Origin of the sequence: Fodinibius roseus, from assembly GCF_900129315.1 — a bacterium.
In the GTDB taxonomy this organism is placed as follows: domain Bacteria; phylum Bacteroidota; class Rhodothermia; order Balneolales; family Balneolaceae; genus Fodinibius; species Fodinibius roseus.
The window spans coordinates 285,514-307,206 of sequence record NZ_FQUS01000003.1 but is presented as its reverse complement, the minus strand read 5'-3'; the positions used below and the strand labels follow the sequence as shown (position 1 = coordinate 307,206).

The 21,693-nt window shown below is 51.3% G+C and carries 18 protein-coding genes; 12 read left to right on the top strand and 6 right to left on the bottom strand.

Annotation, left to right across the window (positions count from 1 at the left end; genetic code table 11):
- Positions 1–51 precede the first annotated feature (51 nt).
- Positions 52–765: a hypothetical protein gene (locus tag BUB16_RS04370; RefSeq protein ID WP_139240181.1), complete on the bottom strand. Its 714-nt coding sequence runs from the start codon at positions 763–765 to the stop codon at positions 52–54.
- 38 nt (positions 766–803) lie between these two features.
- On the bottom strand, positions 804–959 hold the full coding sequence (locus BUB16_RS21370) for a hypothetical protein (protein ID WP_170864277.1): 156 nt from the start codon (positions 957–959) through the stop codon (positions 804–806).
- Positions 960–1,224: 265 nt separating this feature from the next.
- Between BUB16_RS21370 and BUB16_RS04365 the strand changes: the two genes are divergently transcribed.
- The 4 genes from BUB16_RS04365 (at position 1,225) to BUB16_RS04350 (ending at position 5,905) form a co-directional block, all read left to right on the top strand.
- Positions 1,225–2,592 carry an MATE family efflux transporter gene (locus BUB16_RS04365; RefSeq protein WP_244545635.1) on the top strand — a complete coding sequence of 456 codons (1,368 nt, stop codon included), beginning with the start codon at positions 1,225–1,227 and terminating at the stop codon, positions 2,590–2,592.
- 339 nt (positions 2,593–2,931) lie between these two features.
- A complete protein-coding gene (locus BUB16_RS04360; RefSeq protein WP_073059866.1) occupies positions 2,932–4,035 on the top strand; it encodes a type III polyketide synthase in 1,104 nt (367 codons plus the stop codon).
- A gap of 51 nt (positions 4,036–4,086) precedes the next feature.
- A complete protein-coding gene (locus BUB16_RS04355) occupies positions 4,087–4,737 on the top strand; it encodes a methyltransferase domain-containing protein (protein WP_244545634.1) in 651 nt (216 codons plus the stop codon).
- A complete protein-coding gene (locus BUB16_RS04350; RefSeq protein WP_073059862.1) occupies positions 4,730–5,905 on the top strand; it encodes an FAD-dependent oxidoreductase in 1,176 nt (391 codons plus the stop codon). Before BUB16_RS04355 ends, BUB16_RS04350 begins: the two co-directional genes overlap by 8 nt.
- Positions 5,906–6,185: 280 nt before the next feature.
- Here the strand turns inward: BUB16_RS04350 and acnA are convergent, their stop codons facing one another.
- Positions 6,186–8,903 (bottom strand): aconitate hydratase AcnA, encoded by a 2,718-nt coding sequence (gene acnA / locus BUB16_RS04345; protein WP_073059860.1) that lies wholly within the window; start codon positions 8,901–8,903, stop codon positions 6,186–6,188.
- A 475-nt stretch (positions 8,904–9,378) separates the two neighbouring features.
- Here acnA and rplM point away from each other — a divergent pair, with 475 nt between their 5' ends.
- From rplM to BUB16_RS04300, 8 genes are all read left to right on the top strand, one after another.
- A complete protein-coding gene (gene rplM, locus BUB16_RS04340) occupies positions 9,379–9,822 on the top strand; it encodes a 50S ribosomal protein L13 (RefSeq protein WP_073059858.1) in 444 nt (147 codons plus the stop codon).
- Between the two features lie 6 nt (positions 9,823–9,828).
- Positions 9,829–10,215: a 30S ribosomal protein S9 gene (gene rpsI, locus BUB16_RS04335; protein WP_073059856.1), complete on the top strand. Its 387-nt coding sequence runs from the start codon at positions 9,829–9,831 to the stop codon at positions 10,213–10,215.
- 213 nt (positions 10,216–10,428) lie between these two features.
- On the top strand, positions 10,429–11,265 hold the full coding sequence (rpsB, locus tag BUB16_RS04330; RefSeq protein WP_073059853.1) for a 30S ribosomal protein S2: 837 nt from the start codon (positions 10,429–10,431) through the stop codon (positions 11,263–11,265).
- Between the two features lie 55 nt (positions 11,266–11,320).
- Positions 11,321–12,154, top strand: coding sequence for a translation elongation factor Ts (gene tsf, locus BUB16_RS04325; protein ID WP_073059850.1), 834 nt, complete (start codon positions 11,321–11,323; stop codon positions 12,152–12,154).
- A 290-nt stretch (positions 12,155–12,444) separates the two neighbouring features.
- Complete coding sequence (gene pyrH, locus BUB16_RS04315) at positions 12,445–13,170, top strand: UMP kinase (RefSeq protein WP_073059845.1); 726 nt, start codon at positions 12,445–12,447, stop codon at positions 13,168–13,170.
- A gap of 65 nt (positions 13,171–13,235) precedes the next feature.
- Positions 13,236–13,805, top strand: a complete 570-nt coding sequence (frr, locus tag BUB16_RS04310; RefSeq protein WP_073059843.1) for a ribosome recycling factor — start codon at positions 13,236–13,238, stop codon at positions 13,803–13,805.
- A 126-nt stretch (positions 13,806–13,931) separates the two neighbouring features.
- Positions 13,932–17,453 (top strand): chromosome segregation protein SMC, encoded by a 3,522-nt coding sequence (smc, locus tag BUB16_RS04305; RefSeq protein ID WP_073059841.1) that lies wholly within the window; start codon positions 13,932–13,934, stop codon positions 17,451–17,453.
- Positions 17,454–17,687: 234 nt separating this feature from the next.
- Positions 17,688–18,941: a 4-hydroxy-3-methylbut-2-enyl diphosphate reductase gene (locus tag BUB16_RS04300; RefSeq protein ID WP_073059838.1), complete on the top strand. Its 1,254-nt coding sequence runs from the start codon at positions 17,688–17,690 to the stop codon at positions 18,939–18,941.
- A 56-nt stretch (positions 18,942–18,997) separates the two neighbouring features.
- On the opposite strand, the gene BUB16_RS04295 is transcribed toward BUB16_RS04300, so the two are convergent.
- From BUB16_RS04295 to recF, 3 genes are all read right to left on the bottom strand, one after another.
- Positions 18,998–20,002, bottom strand: a complete 1,005-nt coding sequence (locus BUB16_RS04295) for a CdaR family protein (protein WP_139240180.1) — start codon at positions 20,000–20,002, stop codon at positions 18,998–19,000.
- Between the two features lie 136 nt (positions 20,003–20,138).
- Positions 20,139–20,441 carry a DciA family protein gene (locus tag BUB16_RS04290; protein ID WP_073059834.1) on the bottom strand — a complete coding sequence of 101 codons (303 nt, stop codon included), beginning with the start codon at positions 20,439–20,441 and terminating at the stop codon, positions 20,139–20,141.
- Positions 20,442–20,463: 22 nt separating this feature from the next.
- The gene (gene recF / locus BUB16_RS04285; RefSeq protein WP_073059953.1) at positions 20,464–21,591 is read right to left on the bottom strand and encodes a DNA replication/repair protein RecF; all 1,128 of its coding nucleotides are present in this window, start codon (positions 21,589–21,591) and stop codon (positions 20,464–20,466) included.
- Between the last annotated feature and the right edge of the window lie 102 nt (positions 21,592–21,693).

The window sequence follows — 21,693 nt, the reverse complement described above, 5'->3', positions numbered from 1 at the left end:
TTAATACTTTCCACTTACGGCTTCCAGATACGTAGAATCTACCTGCGTTAGCTAATCAAATGCAAAAGCCATTCCCAGTCCGACCAGGGGCACCTGGTATTCGCCGGCATAACCCGCATTGATGAATCCGCGGAGATGGAATTTGTTGCCGGAGATATCTGGAGATTGTCCTATCAGTCGCAGGCCGTACCACTGAATATGAAACTCCGGCTCCCCGCGAGACCACCGTTCATCTTCTTCGACAAATTGCATGGGCTGGCTCCGAAAAAATGCGCCCACGCTGATTCCGCCCCCCTTCCTTTCCCAGACAGGGCGCTGCAATATGAGTTCGGTCCCGCTTTGAAGACCCAGCTGTTGATTGACGGTAATGAATACATTTTCGACCGTGCGAACAGTAGCATCCGCATGCATTCCCACCAAAAATATTCCCGGCGTAAAGGCAACAGCAAACCGCCGGCCATCCCCCAGGGAAGCCCCGAACCCCGGATTCCCCCCGGACGTCATTAACTTCTGGTTGAGGTGGTGCGACTCCCCGCTGCCGTGATCCTCTATAGCAGCGTCCTGCAATGAAGAATACACAGGCATGGTCGAAACGGCGGTAACAGCGCCGCTATACCGGATAAACGGCAGAATCTCTTCATGTTGCTGCCCATAGGGATCACTGTTCGAAAACACCAGTCCTTCGCTCACCGGCATCTGAATACCGCAACCGGACAGGAAAACGGCCATTAATAGTATAAACAAGCTATTCTTTTCAAGCTTCATCGTTTTCCTTGATTAATTCTTGATTAATAAATGATAATTCACGGCACCCGCAGGCAATACACCGCTTTGCTGCCCACATTGACCATGTATCCCTCACCCACGCCCAAAGACGAAATATAGACGTCATAATCATCATTTTTATAATTGGGAGTGTTCTCATGGTAAATTACAGAACCGTCCGAAGCATTCAGCACCCTATTAATTTTACACGCGTAAAAAGTGGGTAACTATTTTCTCTTTTTCACAAATGAACAAATGGTTGCTGCATCTGATAGCAACATGGACTATTTACTTGTTATATTAGTAAAAATCCCGCACGGATACATACATAACCGCATATGTTGAGTCATGTAGCATTTATCGTATTTACATCCAAAAACAACTCACCCCTATCTTTTGCGCTGTAGTTTTTGTACCATAAGCGCTCCTGAAAATGTTAGCTGATATTCATAGTGTACCGTGCTTTCATACCTGAAAACAGAGAAATATAATCTCCGCAGGGAAGCGGGACTGACGCTCAAAATCGGTCTGCCGGTTATCATTGCACAGCTCCTGCAGATGTCGATGAACTTTGTGGATACGGTCATGGCGGGGAACCTCTCGGCCCAGGACCTGGCTGCGGTGGCAGTGGGTGGGGCCGTCTTCATGCCCTTTATGATGCTGGCGGCCGGCATCCTGATGGCCGTCACTCCTGTCGTCGCCCAGCTGGTGGGGGCACGGAATTTCAGGGATATCGGCATCAATGCGCGTCAAGTACTTTGGCTCAGCCTCTTCCTGTCCATTCCCATCTTTTTCCTGATCCGCAACCTCGAGTTCGTCATGCACTTCCTGGATGTCACCCCCGCCATTATCCCGGTTGCCCAGGGATACCTCAACGCTATTTCATGGGGCGTCTTTGCCGTCTGCGGCTATATGGCCCTTCGCTTCTTTAATGAGGGATTGTCGGCCACCCGCCCGGGCATGTACTTCGCCCTGCTGGGCGTTTTTGTCAACGTCATCGGTAACTATGTTTTCATGTACGGCAAGCTGGGCTTTCCCGAGCTGGGGGCGCGGGGCTGTGGTTACGCCTCGTCGGTAGTGGGATTCGTGATGTTCTTGGGGATGCTCACTTTTACCATGAATTACAAGCCGTACGAGCGATTTGACATCTTTTCCTCTTTCCGAATGCCGGACTGGCCCTACCTCAAAGAACTCCTGCGGGTGGGGGTGCCGATCGGACTCAGTTCCACGATGGAAGTCAGCATGTTCGCCCTGGTAAGCCTGCTGATGGGCTCCCTCAGCACAATCGCGGTAGCGGGACATCAGGTCGCCATCAACTTTGCGGCCATGACGTTTATGGTGCCCTTCGGACTTTCCACGGCCATCACCACGCGGGTGGGCAACGCCATCGGCAAAGGGACGATGTACGAAGCGCGGCGACGCGGCTATATCGGCATCTTTCTAGCCACCTTTTTCATGTGTATTACCGCCGCCCTCATGTACCTCTTCCCGGATCTCATCGCCGGCATGTATACCCAGGATGCCGCCGTCAGGGAGGTTGCCGTCAGACTGCTCTATATGGCCGCCATCTTCCAGATTTCCGACGGGCTGCAGGTAAGCGGCTACGGGGCGCTGCGGGGACTCAAAGACACCAAAATACCGATGTTTGTCAATTTTGTGGCGTACTGGTTGGTGGGCCTACCGCTGGGATACTATCTGGGGATCATCCGCGGCGTGGGTCCCCAGGGCCTCTGGATGGGGCTCATTGCCGGACTGACGATCGCCGCTGTCCTCCACAATCTCCGTTTTTATAAACTCACCCGCCGGGGCTATGAAAATAAAAACTAGGATCCACAAGCGGGCGGGTCCTCCCTCTATACATTGTCAAGAAAAACCAGCGATTACCATGATCCGATACGCATAAAGCACAGAAGATCAACTCTATTCCTAAAGCGGTTCATCCTATCGGAGCCCAACGTTTCGGCTTCCGACTTTTTAACCGGATTACAACCGTACTTAGGGATCAAGATGCTTTTTCCCCTGTTATCTCACCAAGAAACCGAGTCGAAACCAAAGAGAATCCCAGCCCAGCCGATTCCGGTTTCCAAATCATATTAATTAGGATTTTGGAATTTTTAGCATCAAATTAACGTGTTGTTATAGTGAGTTCCTAACATACCCGACCAGATGCCGACATATATTCACAATATCGCCACTTGCGTACCCGATCAATCTTATGAGCAATCGTTTCTGCGCGATCGGCTCAAAGAATATATGGGAGCGCGGGAAGCCACCAAACGCATTATCCACCGCATCTATTCAAACTCCGGAATAGAAAAGCGGCACACCGTTATTGATGACTTTAACGCCAATGGAGATCCCCGCCTGTTCTTCCAGCAGGATGGCTCCTTGTCCATGCCGTCCACCGGTACGCGCAACCAGATCTATATCGACCGGGCCAAGCCTCTTTTTGTTGAAACCGCCCGCAAAACGATTGAGCACAATACCTCTATTGACAAGTCGGACATCACTCATATCATCACGGTATCCTGCACGGGCTTTTTTGCCCCCGAACCGGGATTTCAAATTATCAAGCAGCTCGATCTCGATCCTTCAACCAGCCGGTTCCATATAGGATTTATGGGATGCTTCGCCGCCTTCCCGGCCATGAAAATGGCTCGCTCCTTTTGTGCTGCCCGGCAGGATGCTACCGTTTTGGTCGTTTGCCTGGAGCTATGCTCGCTCCATCTCCAGGCTTCCGAAGCCACGGACCAGCTTATTTCGGCTTCCGTCTTTGCCGACGGCGCCGCGGGCATGATCATCAGCAATCAGCCTCCGTCCGGGACGGCTTTGAAACTCAACCAATTTTCCACCTCCATCGCCGAAAAGAGCGAACAGGATATGGCCTGGACGATCGGTGATACCGGTTTTGATATGGTGCTTTCGAGCTATGTGCCGGAGATCATCCGGGCCAACCTGCCGGAAGCGCTGCACCCCCTTTTCGAAAGTTATGATATGACCCCCAAGGCCGCTGACCACTGGGCGATCCATCCCGGGGGACGCGCAATCCTGGACAAGGTGCAGCAAAATTTTGATCTGTCCCCGCCGCAGCTGTCCGCCTCCCGGGAGGTACTGGCTAATTATGGTAATATGAGCAGCGCGACTATTCTTTTTGTGCTGGCTGAGCTGCTTCGTAACCGGGAGGGCAGCCACCGGGCATCCGTGCTGGCCATGGCTTTCGGTCCCGGCTTGACGATCGAAAGTGCATTGTTAACGAAAACCCGCGGGTAACCATCCATGCCCCTGTTTCTATCCTCCAGAAATACTACGGAAACAGAACGGATGGAGGACCCGGATTGCGATCGTGCGGAGCTTGAAAATACCTACGAGCAGTTTAAGACCATCAACGCCCTGATCTCGCAATGGCGAACGCTCTATCGAAAGGAGCTGCGTCCCCATCTCCGGGCCAATGATCAAAATCGTATTCTGGATATCGGCTTCGGCGGCGGCGATATCCCCATAAAGCTGGCCGGGTGGGCGGCCAGGGACGGGATCAACCTGCACCTCACGGCGGTGGACACCGATAAGCGCGCCTTCCGTTATGTACAGCACATGGACGTACCCGACCATCTCGAATTTCTCAACTGCTCCTCATCAGAACTGCTCGAATCCGGCCGCCAATTTGACTTTGTTCTTTCCAATCACCTGCTTCATCATCTTTCGCAGCAAGAACTGCGATCCACCCTGTCCGATGCCCGCCGGCTAAGCCGGAAAGGCGTTCTTTTCAACGACATCCGGCGCAGCGACCTCGGCTATCTGCTGTTCAATATGCTGGCGCGGCCCGTTTTCCGGAGTTCCTTCATAACACAAGACGGACTCACGTCCATCAGGCGAAGCTATACCCCTTCCGAACTGGAGCAAGCGGTGCCCCCGGGCTGGCAGGTGCGCAAACTTTTTCCCTTTCGACTGCTGCTCTCCTACCGCCATGAATAACCCACAGAAAACATACCCGGCCGTTATCGTGGGAGGCGGACCCGTGGGCCTGTTTTTGGGTATTTGCCTGGAGCAAGCCGGCATCTCCTGCCGGATCCTCGAAAAAAGACCAGCGCCGACAGGCGATTCGCGATCCCTCGGGATCCACCCGCCCTCCCTCGAGCTTCTCGACGCCGCCGGCATTACCGGACAGCTGGTCCGTGAGGGCGTTAGGATCAGCCGGGGACACGCATTCGCCCAGACCCAAAAAATCGGCTCCCTCTCCTTTGAAGAGTGTCCCCCACCCTTTAACTTCGTCCTCTCCCTGCCGCAAAGCCGAACGGAACAGCTGCTGGAAGCTCACCTTCACCAGCTCAACAGCCGGGTCCTCATTCGCGGTGCCGAAGTGGTGGATTTTATTGAAACGCAGGATCATCAGACGGTCACCTACCGCATTGAAGGAGCCACCCGTTCCATTCGGGCCAAATATGTCATCGGCTGTGACGGGAAGGAGAGCTTTATACGACATTATGCCGGTATATCATTCGAAGGAAAAACATATCCCGACACCTACGTGATGGGTGATTTTGCCGACAATACGGATTTTGGCAGTGATGCCGCCATTTTTCTCTGTGAGGAAGGACTTATCGAGTCTTTCCCCCTGCCCGGTAACCGTCGGCGATGGGTCGTTAAAACGGACAACTATCATTCCACCGACCAGCGCAGAATCATAGAAAAGGCGGTGCATCAGCGCATTCAACATCCGCTTTTCGGTATCGATCATTTTATGCTCAGCAGCTTTGGCGTTGAAAAACGGGTGGCCGGGCAGATGGTCAAAAAACGTAGTATCTTAGCAGGTGATGCCGCCCATGTCGTAAGTCCCATCGGTGGACAGGGGATGAACCTGGGTTGGCTGGGGGCCTGGGATCTGTCCCAATGCTTACGGCAAATGTTTGACCATTCATCCCCGCGTAACCGGGATAGCGAACTCCTTAAGGGATTTGAACAACGACGCAAGAAGGCCGCCCGGAATGCCGCCGGAAGAGGAGAATTCAATATGCGGATGGGACGAAAAGTCCCGCTGCCGGCCGTGCGGAACGGGATCGTCTCGCTGATGCTTAACACCCCGCTTTCCCGGCTTATGGCCCGGCTTTTTACCATGCGCGGCCTCGACCGGTGGATAATTTGATTTCCTTTCCTGTAATTATTCCCCCGGCCTTGAAAAGTCAGCGCACCGGGTGGCAGATGCAAGGCGAAGGAATAGGGAAAGTATGGCCTTGAAAATAGAACGAACCATTTAGGCAGATAAGGTGCGAAGAATCGGTAAAAGAAAACCTGTCTGAACCGCCCGGGGCGGTGAGTTTTTTTTCTTTTATTCAGAGCACCTTCGGCGCCTGGCCGTGCTATTTTCTCAGCCTTGATTTTTCATGCACCTTTTGGATCAAGCCAAAAGGTACAAAAACCAACCATTAACTTTGCTTCTCCTGATCCGCTTTATGATAGTCGCGCAGCACGTAATGCAGGATCCCCCCGTGGCGATAGTAGTCGATTTCCACAGGCGTATCGATACGGCAGACAGCTTCAAATGAGACGGTTTCTCCATTCTCTTTTTGGGCTTTAACCGGCACGAGGTCGCGCGGCTGCAGGTCATCCGAAACATCAATACTGAACACCTCGGAGCCATCCAGTCCAAGGGCGTCGGCCGATTCGCCTTCCTTAAACTGCAGGGGCAGCACGCCCATGCCGACCAGGTTCGACCGGTGAATGCGTTCATAGGAAGTAGCGATGACCGCTTCAACGCCCAACAAAATGGTTCCTTTTGCCGCCCAGTCTCTGGAAGAACCGGTTCCGTATTGCGTCCCGGCCAGTGCAACGAGCGGGGTGTCCTGCTCTTTATACCGCATGGCGGCATCGTAGATGGTCGTCACCTCATCTTCCGGGAAATAGGTGGTATATCCCCCTTCCGTCCCCGGCGCCAGCTGATTCTTAAACCGCACGTTGGCAAAGGTCCCGCGGGTCATCACGCGATCATTGCCGCGCCGCGACCCGTATGAGTTAAAGTCGGCCGGCTCTACCCCGTGATCCATCAGGTACTGCCCGGCGGGCGTGTCGATCCCGATATTCCCGGCCGGAGAAATATGGTCGGTCGTAATGGAATCACCGACTTTCACCAGCGCCCGCGCCCCGTCGATAGGGGTAATAGGCTCGGGTTCTTCGCCCATGTCCACAAAGAAGGGAGGCTCCTGAATGTACGTGGATTCCTCCTTCCATTCATACAGCTCGCCGCCGCCGACGGGAATAGCATCCCACTCCTCTGAGTTAAAAATATCTCCGTACTGTTTATCGAACAGCTCCGGTCGAATAGCGCTGTCCAGGTGCTCGGCAATTTCTTCGGAGGTGGGCCAGATATCTTTCAGGTAGACCTCATTGCCCTCCTTGTCCCGGCCGATAGGCTCATCTTCAAGGTCGATATCCACGGTGCCGGCCAGGGCATACGCCACAACCAGCGGCGGAGAAGCCAGGTAATTGGCTTTGACATACGGGTGAATACGCCCCTCGAAGTTACGGTTGCCCGAGAGTACCCCGGCGACAATCAGCTCTCCTTCTTTGACGGCGGACTCTACGGCCGGGGGCAGTGGACCCGAGTTACCGATACATGTCGTACATCCGTAGCCCACCAGGTTGAAACCAAGCTGGTCCATATAATCGGTCAAGCCGGCCTCTTCGAGGTAATCGGTCACCACCCGCGAACCCGGAGCCAGGGATGTTTTAACATAGGGTGGTACCGTCAGGCCTTTTTCAAGCGCCTTCTTGGCTACAATCCCCGCTCCCAGCATCACGCTCGGGTTGGAAGTATTGGTACAGGACGTAATAGCTGCGATCACCACGTCCCCGTGCGTCATCTCTATTTCCTGACCGTTTTTAAACGTCCCTTTGTTCGCCAGCTCCTCCTGAGCCAGGTTAAAGCCCATAGTCGGATCATTGCTGGTCAGGCTGCTTTCAAACGTCTTTTTCATGTTCGGCAGCGTAATGCGGTCGTGCGGGAGCTTCGGGCCGGCCAGCGAGGTTTCCACCTCGCCCAGATCCAGCTTCAGCGTATCGCTGTATTCCGGCGCCGGGGTGTCGGCCGTATGGAACAGGCCCTGGGCCCGCATGTAATTTTCAATAAGGGTTACCTGTTCTTCCGAGCGTCCGGTGCGACGCATATACCGCATCGACTCGCTGTCCATCGGAAAGAAGCCCATCGTTGCCCCGTATTCGGGCGACATGTTTGCAATGGTTGCGCGGTCGGGCAGGCTCATGTTTTGAAGTCCTTCCCCGTAGAATTCAACAAATTTACCCACCACACCATGCCGGCGAAGCATCTGCGTCACCGTCAGGGTCAGGTCAGTGGCCGTTATACCCTCCCGCAACGCACCGGTCAGCTCCATGCCGACCACTTCTGGCACCAGCATATGGATCGGCTGTCCCAGCATCGCAGCTTCGGCTTCAATGCCGCCGACGCCCCAGCCGAGGATGCCCAGACCGTTAATCATGGTGGTATGCGAGTCGGTTCCGACCAGCGTATCCGGGAAGACAACGGTTGAGCCATCGTCCTCCTCCCTGCTAAACACTCCCTGCGCGAGGTATTCAAGATTTACCTGGTGCACGATTCCCCTTCCCGGCGGCACCACCCGGAAGTTGTCAAACGCTTTCTGCCCCCATTTTAAAAACTCATACCGCTCGCGGTTCCGCTCAAACTCCTTCTCCACATTGTGCATAAATGCGTACTCCTGGCCGAATTCATCCACCTGCACCGAGTGGTCGATCACCAGATCTACCGGCACCTGCGGGTTGATAGACTGCGGGCTCCCCCCCATGCGCTTCATGGCCGACCGCAGGGCGGCCAGGTCAACCACCGCCGGAACTCCCGTAAAGTCCTGAAGGACGACCCGTGAGGGCTTGTAGGGAATCTCTCCCTCCGGGCTTTTAGCATTATAGTTGGCCAGCAGTTCTACATCTTTGTCGGTAATAGTAAAGTCATCGTGCTCCCGAAGTACCGCCTCGAGCAATATTCGGATGGTAAACGGCAGCTTGCTAATATTGCTGTATCCGAATTCCTCCAGTTTTTTCAGGCTGTACAGCTGGGCTTTGCCGGAACCGGTATCAAATTCTGTTTTGGTATCTTGAAAGGTATTCTGGCTCATCGGTTATAAGGTATTTAGGTTAATCCGTTGTACTAAAAATGTTTATATCTATCGGGGTGAATTTACCACTTTTTTTTAAGAATATCTTCTTTGCCGGCCGATAAATTTCACTCCCCGCATCAAGAAGAGCTTTGGTCCGAAATCCTGACAAATCTGTTCTGTACGTGCTTACGTAACCACCGTCATACCGTCTTGTCTTCTGAAAACTTGCGGTATTTCGGAGTTCCGGAATTCTGTCGGACGCAGGAAATTGTAAAGAGGGAATGAAGGGGTAAGACAGGCGATTATTTGAGGCAAATAGTGGTGCTATTTAACTAAAAAGGGAAGAAGGAGGCCGAATTCTGCTTTTTTGGGGTAGATCATGCTGTCTCCGGCAGACTGCTGCTTTGAATTTAAAATTTCTCATTGCAAATGGATTTAAATAAGTCTATTTTGCGGGACTTCATGCAAAAGCAATTTTTAAACAAGATTTACTGTGGATACCAATAGTTACAAGACCTACTCTGCTAAAGCGAGTGATATCGAAAAGAAATGGGTTCTTGTCGATGCCGAAGGGCACGCTCTCGGACGTGTGGCCAGCAAGGTAGCAACCTACCTGAGAGGCAAACATAAGCCTGAATTTACTCCGCACATGGATACCGGGGATAATGTTGTTGTAATCAATGCCGGCAAAGTTGAACTAAGCGGCAATAAACTGCAGCAGAAAGAGTATTTTCGCTATACCGGCTATCCCGGCGGCGAGCGTGTTACCTCGGCCGAAGATATGCTGGACAAAGACCCCACATTCCTTATTACCAACGCTGTAAAAGGGATGCTGCCCAAAAATAAGCTTGCTAACAAGCTGATCACAAACCTCAGGGTTTATGCTGGTCCGGTTCACGAACAAGAAGCACAACAACCCGAAAAAATAGAGCTCTAATTACGAATGGAACAGAAAAATTTCATCGGACGAAGAAAGACTTCTACTGCGCGTTTGTATATCCAGCCGGGATCCGGAACATTCACGGTTAACAAACGATCACTGGAAGATTACTTCAGCACGAAGGCACATCAGAATGTAGCTTCTCTCCCGTTGGAGGTAACCGAATCCGACGGACAGTTCGACATCAAGGTAACGGTGCGGGGTGGCGGAATTACCGGCCAGTCCGGTGCTATTCAGCACGCATTGGCACGCGCCCTCGACGACCATAACGAGGAGTGGCACGATGTACTGAAGGCTCACGACCTGCTTACCCGCGACGATCGCATGGTCGAACGCAAGAAGTACGGACAGCCTGGTGCTCGCAAGAAGTTCCAGTTCTCCAAGCGATAATTTGTTACTCGTTATTTGCTTATCCGGTGTTCAGGGAAGCGGTTCCAACAGACGGCCGTACGACCCGAACCGATAACAGATAACCGATAATCACACACTAATCACACATACGCAGCGACTCAGTGCGCCGAGTGTCCCCACAACTGTAGGGATTAGCGCCGGGTACGACCTGTGTAGAGGACTAACTCAAACATAAATTACCCTAACAATACTATGCCAAAGACCCCTGATTTAGAAAAACTATTGAAGGTAGGTGCCCATTTCGGACATCTTACCCGCCGGTGGAATCCCAAAATGAAAGATTTCATCTTCATGGAGCGAAACGGGATTCACATCATTGATCTCAAAAAAACACAGAAATTTTTCCAGGAAGCCCTGGATGAAGTCACCAAACTCTCTCGTGCCGGTAAAACGATCCTGTTTGTGGGAACAAAAAAACAGTCACAGGATATCATCAAGACCGAAGCAATCCGATGCGGTATGCCCTATATTACGCATCGCTGGCTTGGAGGCATGCTGACTAATTTTGCGACCGTCAAGAAAAGCATTTCGCGGATGGAAGAGATTGACCGCATGAGCAAAGACGGTACGTTTGACGAACTTACCAAAAAAGAGGCTCTGATGCTCGATCGGGAACGTGAAAAGCTGGAACAGACGCTGGGTGGTATTGCCAATATGAATCACCTGCCGGGAGCCATCTTCGTGGTGGATACGATTAAAGAGGACATTGCCGTTAATGAGGCCGTCAAGCTTAATATCCCGATTGTTGCCATGGTCGACACCAACAGCGATCCCGATATCCCGGATTACATTATCCCGTGCAATGACGATTCGGCGCGAACAATTCAGCTTATTTCTTCAAGCATTGCCGATGCTATCATCGAAGGGAATGCCCAGCGCGAAGCTCAAAATGAAGAAGAGGTCCTCGAAGAAGCCGCCCAAAAGGCTCAACAGGCCGAAGAGCAGGTCAAAACCAGGAAAAAGGCAACCGGCAAACGCCGTACTCGCCGCAAAAGAAAATCCGATGATGCTTCCGGTGAAGAGGAATAACAGGCTGCACGGCATTCAATTGTTAACCATAAAACATTAAACAGCGTAACTCAACATGAGCATTTCTGCCAAAGATGTAAAAGAACTTCGTGAGCAAACCGGGGCCGGTATGATGGATTGTAAAAAAGCCCTCCAGGAAGCGGACGGAGACTTTGACAAAGCGATTGAAGTTCTGCGTAAGAAAGGCCAAAAGCTTTCTGAAAAGCGGGCTGACCGGAAAGCGAACCAGGGGCTGATTCTTACCCGGCTCAGCGACGACAAGAGTAAGGCCGCCGCCCTGGAAATCAACTGCGAGACCGATTTTGTGGCCCGTAACGAAGACTTCCGGAACCGGGCGAAGCAGTTTTTGGACCTGGTTTTTGAAAAGGAGATCAATTCGGTTGATAACCTTCTCGAAACGCAGCTGGAAGGACTTACCGTCGCAGACCACCTAAAAGATATGATCGGCAAGATTGGTGAAAAAATTAAGTTTAACCGGGTTCTTTCCGTACATTCGGACGGTCAGTATATCTCCTACATCCATCCCGGCAACCAGCTTGGCGTGCTCGTTGAATTTGACGGCGAAATAACGGATGAAGAGATCGCCAAGGATGTGGCCATGCAGATCGCCGCTATGAATCCTATCGCGGTAACCCGGGAAGGCGTTGATAGTTCCGTTGTCGAACAGGAACTCGAAATTGCCAAAGAGCAGCTGCTGAATGAAGGTAAATCGGAAGAGATTGCCGAAAAGGCAGCTAAAGGAAAACTGCGACGTTTTTATGAAGAACGCGTATTGCTGAACCAAAAATTTGTTAAAGACAACAGCATGTCGGTGGAGGCATACCTCAAAGAAAACGAGATGCCGCTGGTGAAGTCGTTTCACCGGCTTCAACTCGGAGAGGAGTCGTAAACAAATGGACGTTAAAAAGGCTACCGGTTCGGTAGCCTTTTTTTATAGCTGGGAATTTGGCAGCCCTTATTTATGCACGCTCTGTTTTTGTCCCCCTGCAGATCAGGGACAAAAGCTTTATGCGGAATTGAGGCCGACTGGCGCCTGCTTATGAAGATCCGGATCCGTCCAGCGACCGGATAGGCACACGGTTCTTTTACATACATTAGTTATGTTGTGCATAGAAGGCAGGCCCATTTTATTCAGCATCAATAAAACCAACAACTCCAATAAAACGGGATCTAAATACAGTGGCCAATAATTACAAGCGGATTTTACTTAAGATAAGCGGCGAAGCGTTGTTAGGCACGCAGGGACATGGTATAGACGGTGATATTCTGACCCAATATGCAGATGAAATCAAAGCAGCTCATGATGAAAATTATGAAGTTTCGGTGGTCGTGGGCGGCGGTAATATTTTTCGAGGCGTCAAAGGAGCCACCGAAGGGATGGACCGCGTACAGGGCGACTACATGGGTATGCTGGCTACCATGATTAACAGTATGGCTCTCCAGGATGCCCTGGAACGCAAAGGCGTGCATACCCGGCTGATGTCAGCTATCCGGATGGAAGAGATTGCCGAACCCTATATACGGCGGCGCGCCATTCGTCATCTCGAAAAGGGACGGGTCGTTATTTTCGGTGCCGGCACCGGTAATCCCTATTTCACCACCGATACCGCTGCCTCTCTCCGGGCGATAGAGGTTGAAGCGGATGTCATCCTTAAAGGCACACGAGTTGACGGCATTTTTGATTCCGATCCCGAAGAAAATCCCGATGCCGAGAAATTTCAGACCATCACGGGAGAAGAAGTGCTCGACCGGCGGCTTTCGATTATGGATCTCACCGCATTCACCCTGTGCCGCGAAAACGAAACGCCTATCATCGTGTTCAATATGAATGTGGTGGGTAATTTGAAGAAAGTGCTGGCCGGTGAAGAAAATATAGGCTCTACGGTAGTTTGGGAAGATTCATAGATTTCTTAAATTCATTCTGATCTTATAGCTACAGTAAATGACCTCCTAATAAAGTTTGATCCGTTATGATACCTCCAGAGCTACAGAGCATTATCGATGATACCAAAAAGAAGATGGATGAAACCATCATTTATTATAAAAAAGAATTATCGCATGTGCGAGCAGGCAAAGCCAAGCCTGCCCTGCTGGATGGCGTAAAAGTAGATTATTACGGCTCGCAGACCCCGCTCAATCAGCTGGCTAATGTCAGTGCACCCGAAGCACGGCTGCTGACGGTCCAACCTTTTGATCAGTCGGCCATGGAAGATATTGAAAAGGCGATCATGTCGGCGGGACTGGGGCTGAATCCCAGCAATGACGGCAATATCATCCGCATTCCGCTGCCTATCTTATCCGAAGAGCGCCGCAAAGAGCTGGTCTCACGTGTCAAAGAAATTGCTGAGGATACCCGCATTTCTATACGCAATACCCGGCGCGATGCCAATGATGAAATCAAAAAACGAGTGGAGCAGCAATCTCTTCCGGAAGATTCCAAGTATGAAGCGGAGGATGCCATCCAGGAGTTAACCGATCAGCACACCGAACGAGTAGATGATCTGCTGGAAAAAAAGAAAAAAGAAATCATGACGGTTTGATTTCAAATTGCAATAATCAAAATGCAAATAACAGAAAGCCCGCTCACAGGCGCCCGGCGTTAAGCCATGGACTCTGTGACTGATTCTTTTGTTATTTGGGATTTGTACATTGCCATCGAATAAATAATGTATATATCCGAGCTGGAACTACAAGGTTTTAAGAGTTTTGCCTACAATACCAAAGTCTCTTTTGATAAGGGTATTACGGCTATCGTAGGCCCCAATGGCTGCGGCAAATCCAATATTGTCGACGCCATGCGCTGGGTACTCGGGGAACAGCGTCCCACCCTCCTGCGATCATCCAGCATGTCGAACGTCATTTTTAACGGTACGGCACAAAAAAATGCCCTCGGGATGGCACAGGTCGCCCTGACGCTCGTCAACAACAAGGGCCTGCTTCCCACCGAATATAATGAAATCACCATTGCTCGCCGACTGTATCGATCCGGGGAAAGCGAATACCTCATCAACGGCACCACCTGCCGGCTGAAGGATATTACCGAGCTGTTTATGGACACCGGGATGAGCTCGGATGCTTATTCGGTTATCGAGCTGAAAATGGTGGAAGAAATCCTTAATGACAAAAATAACGACCGGCGCAAACTTTTTGAGGAAGCGGCCGGCATCACCCGCTACAAAGAGAAGCGCAAGCGCACCTTCCGAAAGCTGGACGATACACAGTCGGACCTCCAGCGCGTGGAAGATATACTGGTGGAAGTCCGCAAAAAAACAAAATCGCTACAGCGTCAGGCCGAAAAAGCCCGGAAAGCAAAAAAATACAACAACGAGCTGGAGCAGCTGGACAAAGCACTCCACAAGCATGAGTTTACCAAAATTAAGGAAGAACTGGAGCCGCTGAAAAAGCGCATCGGCAACGCCGACAAGGAAAAAAAGGAGATTCTTTCCAAGGCCAAAAAGCTGGAACAGGAGGAAGAATCCGCCCGGGAAGCCCTTACGGAGAAAGAACGCCTGCAGTCTGAAGCCCAACGCAGGGTCAGCCAGCTGCACTCCAAGATCCGGGATACCGAGACCAACCTGCAGATCACGCGCGAAAAGATCAGCAACGAAGAAGGAGTCATAGAACAATACAGCAAAGATATTCGACAGAGCGAGCAGGACTTAAAAGACCTGCGTGAAGCTTTCAAAAGCAGCCGGCACAAGCTCGAATCGTTTGATACGGATCTCGGGAAGGCCGAGAAAAACCTGGAGGACTCCAAAGAGCGATACAGCGAAATCCAACAGCAGTACGCCGCCAAACGCGAAGAGCTGGACGAGCTCGAAAATGAGTTTTCACAGGCCAACAGTGACCTTAATGAGCTGCAGACCAAGCGGATCAGGATCGAATCGCGGCTGGAAAACACTGAGGGCGATCTCATCCGCATCCGGGAAGAAACAGAAGACCTGGAGGATGAAATCGCCCATGTTCGCGGGGAAAAAAAGATGTTGGCCTCGGAGCTGGAACAGGCGATTGCCGATCGCGACAAGCAACAGCAGGTACTGCAGGAGGCACGCGGGAAGCGCGAGGAGCTCAGTGAGCGGAAGGAGGAACTGAAAGACCAAATACGGAGACAGCAGAGCAGGCTCGATTCGGTCGTCTCGGAGATCTCCCTGCTGCAGGATATTGCGGATTCCAATGAAGCTTTTCCCTCCAGCGTGCAGTTTTTGCTGGAAGAACACAGCGGGGACTTTCCGTTGCTGGATGTGGTTTCGAACCTGATGTCCACGGACGAGCAACATGCGGTAGCCCTGGAGTCGGTCCTGGGTAACGTCCTGAATTTTGTGGTCGTCAAAACGCTCGATGAGGCCCGGCAGGCAGCCTCTTTGCTCAAAGAGCATGACAAGGGACAAGCTACGTTCATCCCGCTTGACAGGCTTGGGGACTCCTACCCGGCGGAGGCGGGTGCCATGGTCGAAGTAGTGGACACCAAAGCCCCGTTCGAACCGCTCAAAACCCTGCTTCTTGGGAATGTATTCGTATACGAATCCGTGGAACAGGCCTGGCAGGAGATTGCAGGCAGCAGCAATACCGGCGTTACGCTCGATGGCGAAGTCGTTACGCATCGACAGTTTCTTCAAAGCGGAAGTAAAGCCAAAAACGCCGGGATCCGGGTGGGACTGCAGGATAAGATTTCGAAGCTTACCGACAAGAAGGAGACGCTGGCCTCCGATATAGCCGAATCCGAAGCCGAACTGGCGAATGTTCGCGAGGAATACGAAGAGATTCAGCTGGATGCGTTGGAAGAGCAGCTTAAGGAAAAAGAGCAGCACGTGCGGTCCGTTGAGAACAAGATCAACAGTTTTGAGTCCAAAATACAGATTTATAAAAAGAATATCGCCGACCTCAACAGCCGGCGGGAGGAACGTACAAGGAATGAAGATGCTGCCCGCGAAGAGCTCGACCAGCTGCATCCCCGGCAAAAAGAGTTGCAGCAGAAGCTAAAGATGTTGCACGAACAGCAGGAAGAAAAGAAACAAACCCTTCAGGAGCTGGAAGAAGAGCGCTCTATTGCGCAAAGCCGGTACAACGACGCCCAGCTTAAGCATCAGGATCTGCAGAACAAGGTAGAAAACCATGAACGGGATATTCGCCGGGCCGAGAGCGGAATCAAGAACCTGAAGGAGCGGCTGAAAATGCGCTCGGAGAAAACCGAGGAAGCCAAATCACGCATTAAGAAGTATACATCTTCTATTGAACAGCTGGAAGATCAGCTCAAAACACTCAAAGAAAAGAAACGGAAAGCCGACAAGCAGCTGGAACAGGCCGAAGAAGCCTCCGGGAAACAGCGGGGACGCATTAACGAGATTGAAAAAGAACTGAAGGAGGTCCGCCGCCGCAAAGAGGTCAACATGGAGCTGGTGCATCACCTGGCCATGGCAAAGGAAAAGTTCGAGATGCAGATCGAAAACCTCTCCGATCATATCTGGGAGACCTACGGCGTGCTGATGGATCAAGTTGACCGGCAGCTCCCCGAAGATACCGAGCCCGATGAAGCTAAAAAACGCATCGGCTGGCTCAAGCAGAAGCTCAAAAAGATCGGGGATGTCAATCCCCTGGCGATCGAGGAGTACGAAGAGGAGAAGGAACGCCTCGATTTTTATGAAGAGCAGATCGGGGACCTTCGGCAGGCGGCCAAAGAACTCCGGGAGACTATTGAAGAGATTAACAAGACCGCGACCCGGCGTTTTAATGAGACCTTCGAAAAAATACGCGTCAATTTTCAAAAAGTCTTTCATACCCTTTTCAATGACGATGATTACTGTGATCTGGTCATTGATGAAGAGGCCGAAGACCCCCTCGATGCCCGGATCGAGATCAAGGCGAACCCGAAGGGAAAGCGTCCCTCTACCATCAACCAGCTGTCCGGGGGAGAAAAGACCCTGACCGCCATCGCCCTGCTCTTTGCCATATACCTGGTAAAGCCTTCGCCTTTCTGCGTGCTGGATGAGGTCGATGCCCCCCTGGACGACGCCAATATCGAGCGTTTTGCGGATATGATACGCAATTTCAGCCAGGAGACGCAGTTCATCATCATCACCCACAATAAAAAGACGATGAGCAAAGCAGAAATGATGTACGGCATAACGATGCCCGAGACGGGAATCAGCCGGCTGGTGGGCGTCAAGCTGGATGAAGTGGCCGAGGCGTAGAAAGAGTGGATTTTAGATTTTTGGATTTTGAACTACCAATAACAAATTACCAATAGCCAATACCTTCACAGGGGAAATGGGAATCTCCGGTTTTACTCCACCATATGACATTTTAAATCCGGTATCATGAAAACCTGCCCTGATGTTTCGTGCAAAAGTTCGTATATTTAAGCATTCATTAGTCCCACAGAAAGCGCTCCTGCGAACTGTAACATCAGATGACAAACTCAATTTATGGGCCGGAAGCAATTTAACATTCCCGACATCTACCAGTCACCGATTATCCGCAAGGTGAAAGATGCCAACAAGGTGATGGACCCGCGTAAAAAGGACCTGGAGCCGAGTATGCTCGATTTCGGTCCCGTGCGCTTTTATGTGCCCCGTCATTTCGGGTTTTGCTACGGCGTGGAAAACGCTATTGATATCGCCTACGAAACGGTAGAACAGCACCCGGACCGGGATATCTACCTGCTCAGCGAGATGATTCATAATCCTACCGTCAATGAGGACCTGCTGGACCGGGGTGTCAAGTTCCTCTTTGAAACCGACGGGACGGAACGCATCCCCATTGAATCGCTTGACGAGGACGACATCGTCATCGTACCGGCTTTCGGAACAACGCTTGACATACAACAACGACTCAAGAAGCAGGGGATCGATCCCTATCAATACAATACCACTTGTCCCTTTGTCGAGAAGGTATGGAAACGCGGCAAGCAACTGGGCAGAAAAGGTTATTCCCTGGTTATTCACGGAAAACACCGCCACGAGGAAACACGGGCCACCTTTTCGCACAGCGCCGACCATTCGCCCTGCGTGGTGCTCTTAAACCCTGACGAAGCCCGGGTACTGGCCGAGATCCTGACCGGGGAGCGGCCGAAGTCAGATTTTGAAACCTATTTCGGTCATAAAAGCACCGAGGGATTTGATCCGCACCGGGATCTGGAACACTTTGGGGTCATTAATCAAACCACGATGCTGGCTACCGAAACGCAGGAAGTGATGGACATTCTCAAGGAGGCGGCCATTAAAAAGTACGGCAGGGCAGATATTCTCGATCATTTTGCCGATACCTCCGACACGCTCTGCTATGCCACCAATGAAAACCAGTCGGCCACCCTGGCGCTGGGGGATACCGATGTGGACCTTTCTATCGTGGTCGGGGGGTACAACTCTTCCAATACCATGCACTTGGTTGAAATCCTGGAACAGGCCTTTCCGACGTATCACATACGCGATGCGGAAGAGATCGAAAACCCCGGATTGATTCATCATTTCGATCAATGGGACAAGGAGATGAAACAGACGTCAGACTGGTTGCCGGTGGCGGGCGGCGAGCCCGTGGATATCGGCATCACCTCCGGCGCCTCCTGTCCCGATGTGCTGGTTGACGAGGTGATCTTAAAAATCCTGTCCTATTTCAATACGGAGCGCTCCGTTGATGAGGTCATCAAACCGTTTGAAGAAAAACTCGAAGACGGAGCATAGTTGCAAGGTTGCAGGCGCTTCCAGCTCTAACCCCAAACGCACGACTCAAGTTACAACTACTCGTCCAGTACCATAAAATAAGCCACCTGCCTGGGCTGGGAAGAACGGATTTTGATAAACTCGTTGTCGGAAAGGTGCTCAATCTGCGGCTTTACATAGCCGGTCGTATCATTTTCAATTTGTTCATAGGTCAGGTAAGCCTCAAACAGCTTTTCATCCCTTAGATCCGCATACTCGCCAATGGGCACATCGTATCTTACCGTTATGGAAGAGGGGCTATAGCTAATCCGTCTCCCTTCGGGCAGGTTGCGGGTTTCCAGATCAACGCTCACCTCTCCCTCCGTAAACTGGGCTACCGCAGCGTTAAACTGCACCTCCTGCTGCGACAGGCTGATTAGTTCATTTTTGTTCAGCGGGACCGTCCGCGAGATATTCTCAGACACTCCCTCTACTACCAGTGAATCGGTCGGCCACCCGGTTATATCTTCGATCAGGGAAACAGCCCCGCTGATCTGTATGCTGTCCGGCTGTACCGTCGGTTTTCCTGTAAATCCATACTGTTGCTCAAAAGAAATGCTGAAAATCGGCTGAACAGGCACCATTTTCGAAATACGCTGCTCTAAATTCAGCGTCAGCATCAGTGGTTGTACTTTCTGTATATTCACTTCCGACATCGCATTCATCTGCTGCTGCACCTGGTCGTATAAATTAACTTCGGAGCCCGTGACATTGAGATTAACCGGGGGGGGGTTATTATAAATGCTGATAAGCTTCCATCCTTCCCCGGAAATACTTACCGTTGCCGTTTCGGGCAATCCCTGTGCCAGGGCACGATCTTCCGGCATCCCGGCAGCCACGATGGGGAGATCGACATTCAGGTTATAATCCCTGCTGAGATTGACCATAAACCAGAAGCATACGGCCAGGATAAGCGACACCGCAAAAACCACGATGCGCTCACGGCCGACATCCGCAATTTCATCCTCGTTTGACTTCTGGATGAGATTTTCCCAGCCTTCCGATATATTTTGCTTAATTTTGTCAGGAGTAGGTAATTCCATGGTACTTAAATCATGTTCATCTTGATACAGCCGGGGATCTAATATAACCGGGGGGCGAATCCTATGCAACGGGATGAGCTGCATTTCTCACGCACTGAACGGTGAAAATAACACCAGGTATTTAATCTTACAGCTATCAGGAGCGAACCACGATCTCCCTGATAATTTTTTCCCCCACCTTTTCGTTCAGTTTCTTGGCGATGCTGAATCGCTTCATATGGATCTCCTGTCGCCAGGCGGGATTTTTTACGTGAACTACTAAATTGCCGTGTTCAAAATGGATATTCTCCGTCTCCCCGGCAATACGCTCGCCCACCGTCTGTTCCCAGATAGACAGAATCATGCCTCGTTTGAGCCTTTTTCGATGGGGATAGTCGTCCAGAAAATCCTTGAGGGCATCTCTCAGCAACTTGGGACTATTTGATCGATATCGTGACATAGGAGCTCCTTGTTATTTACCGTTATACCTGGCTTACCTCACCCTGCTCTACCCGAAATTTCCGGTTTTTTGCACCGTCAAAGGTTACATAGTCATCAAAAGGAATGGGGTTGGCGGCCGTCACAAACGTTTGGCCCGCGTGCTCAATTAAGGCATTTAAGAGCACTTCCGTTCGCTGGGCGTCCAGATCCCCGAACACATCATCCAGTAAAAAAATAGGGAGATCATCCAGCTCTTCCGAAAAATACAAAAGCTGCGCCAATTTCAAAGCCACCGCAAAAAGTCGATGTTGTCCCTGCGAGCCGTATTTCCGAAGTTCGAAATCATCGAGGTAAAACACGATTTCATCGCGGTGGGGACCGACCAGCGTGAGTTCACGCTCCATTTCGTGATCCTGTTCTTCCTCCAGTTTTGTTTTATAGCGTTCCCGGACGGTTTGATCCTCCCCGGAAGGCTCACAAAATGTTTGATAGACCAGGTGCGGCTTGTGCCGCATCCCGGAGATTACCTCATATTCCCGCTCCAGATACTCCTGAAACTGGTTAAGCACCTGCGTCCGTTTAGCTACGATACGCGAGCCGTATTCCACCAGCTGCACATTCCAGGGGGCCAGGTAGGCTTCCAGCACTTCCCGGGAGCCCCGGAATTCCTGCAGAAGCTTATTTCGCTGTTTCCGGGCCTTCCGGAAGTCCATCAGATCCTGCAGGTAACGCGGTGAAATCTGGCTGATAAAAGAATCGATAAAGGAACGCCGCTCTTTGGGTCCCTCACTGGTTAATTTCTTGTCGGCCGGCGACAGCACCACCACCGGCACCATGCCGATAAGATCCGACAGACGATCCAGCGGACTTTCATTGACAAATATCTTTTTGCCCTCGCCCCGGGAGTACGAGCATCCGACATCAAAACTGGACCGGATATTTCCCTCAAAATGGCCCTTGATCATAAAGAAGGTGGCATCATGATGGGATACATACCGGTCGCTGCTGGAGACAAAACTGCGGCTCATACACAAATAATGGATCGCATCGATCAGGTTGGTCTTGCCCGCCCCGTTCTTGCCGGTGATCACATTCAGATGCGGGGCCCATGCTACGTTTGTCTCAACGTGGTTACGAAAATTTTGCAAATGCAGACTCGTATTTCGCATAAATAAATGCTGACAGACTAAAAAGAGCGCATGGAAACAGGGCCTCATTGGTCCCTCATGCCTCTTTTTATGACCGGAGAGCAGCCTGGATCCTGGAAACTA

What these genes read in the sequence shown, in the direction of transcription:
- recF (WP_073059953.1), bottom strand. Translation starts at nt 21,591, where the DNA reads ATGCGAAATACGAGTCTGCATTTGCAAAATTTTCGTAACCACGTTGAG.
- rpsI (WP_073059856.1), top strand. Translation starts at nt 9,829, where the DNA reads ATGGAACAGAAAAATTTCATCGGACGAAGAAAGACTTCTACTGCGCGT.
- tsf (WP_073059850.1), top strand. Translation starts at nt 11,321, where the DNA reads ATGAGCATTTCTGCCAAAGATGTAAAAGAACTTCGTGAGCAAACCGGG.
- BUB16_RS04300 (WP_073059838.1), top strand. Translation starts at nt 17,688, where the DNA reads ATGGGCCGGAAGCAATTTAACATTCCCGACATCTACCAGTCACCGATT.
- BUB16_RS04370 (WP_139240181.1), bottom strand. Translation starts at nt 765, where the DNA reads ATGAAGCTTGAAAAGAATAGCTTGTTTATACTATTAATGGCCGTTTTC.
- BUB16_RS04360 (WP_073059866.1), top strand. Translation starts at nt 2,932, where the DNA reads ATGCCGACATATATTCACAATATCGCCACTTGCGTACCCGATCAATCT.
- BUB16_RS04350 (WP_073059862.1), top strand. Translation starts at nt 4,730, where the DNA reads ATGAATAACCCACAGAAAACATACCCGGCCGTTATCGTGGGAGGCGGA.
- frr (WP_073059843.1), top strand. Translation starts at nt 13,236, where the DNA reads ATGATACCTCCAGAGCTACAGAGCATTATCGATGATACCAAAAAGAAG.
- rpsB (WP_073059853.1), top strand. Translation starts at nt 10,429, where the DNA reads ATGCCAAAGACCCCTGATTTAGAAAAACTATTGAAGGTAGGTGCCCAT.
- acnA (WP_073059860.1), bottom strand. Translation starts at nt 8,903, where the DNA reads ATGAGCCAGAATACCTTTCAAGATACCAAAACAGAATTTGATACCGGT.
- BUB16_RS04290 (WP_073059834.1), bottom strand. Translation starts at nt 20,441, where the DNA reads ATGTCACGATATCGATCAAATAGTCCCAAGTTGCTGAGAGATGCCCTC.
- smc (WP_073059841.1), top strand. Translation starts at nt 13,932, where the DNA reads ATGTATATATCCGAGCTGGAACTACAAGGTTTTAAGAGTTTTGCCTAC.
- BUB16_RS04355 (WP_244545634.1), top strand. Translation starts at nt 4,087, where the DNA reads ATGGAGGACCCGGATTGCGATCGTGCGGAGCTTGAAAATACCTACGAG.
- BUB16_RS04295 (WP_139240180.1), bottom strand. Translation starts at nt 20,002, where the DNA reads ATGGAATTACCTACTCCTGACAAAATTAAGCAAAATATATCGGAAGGC.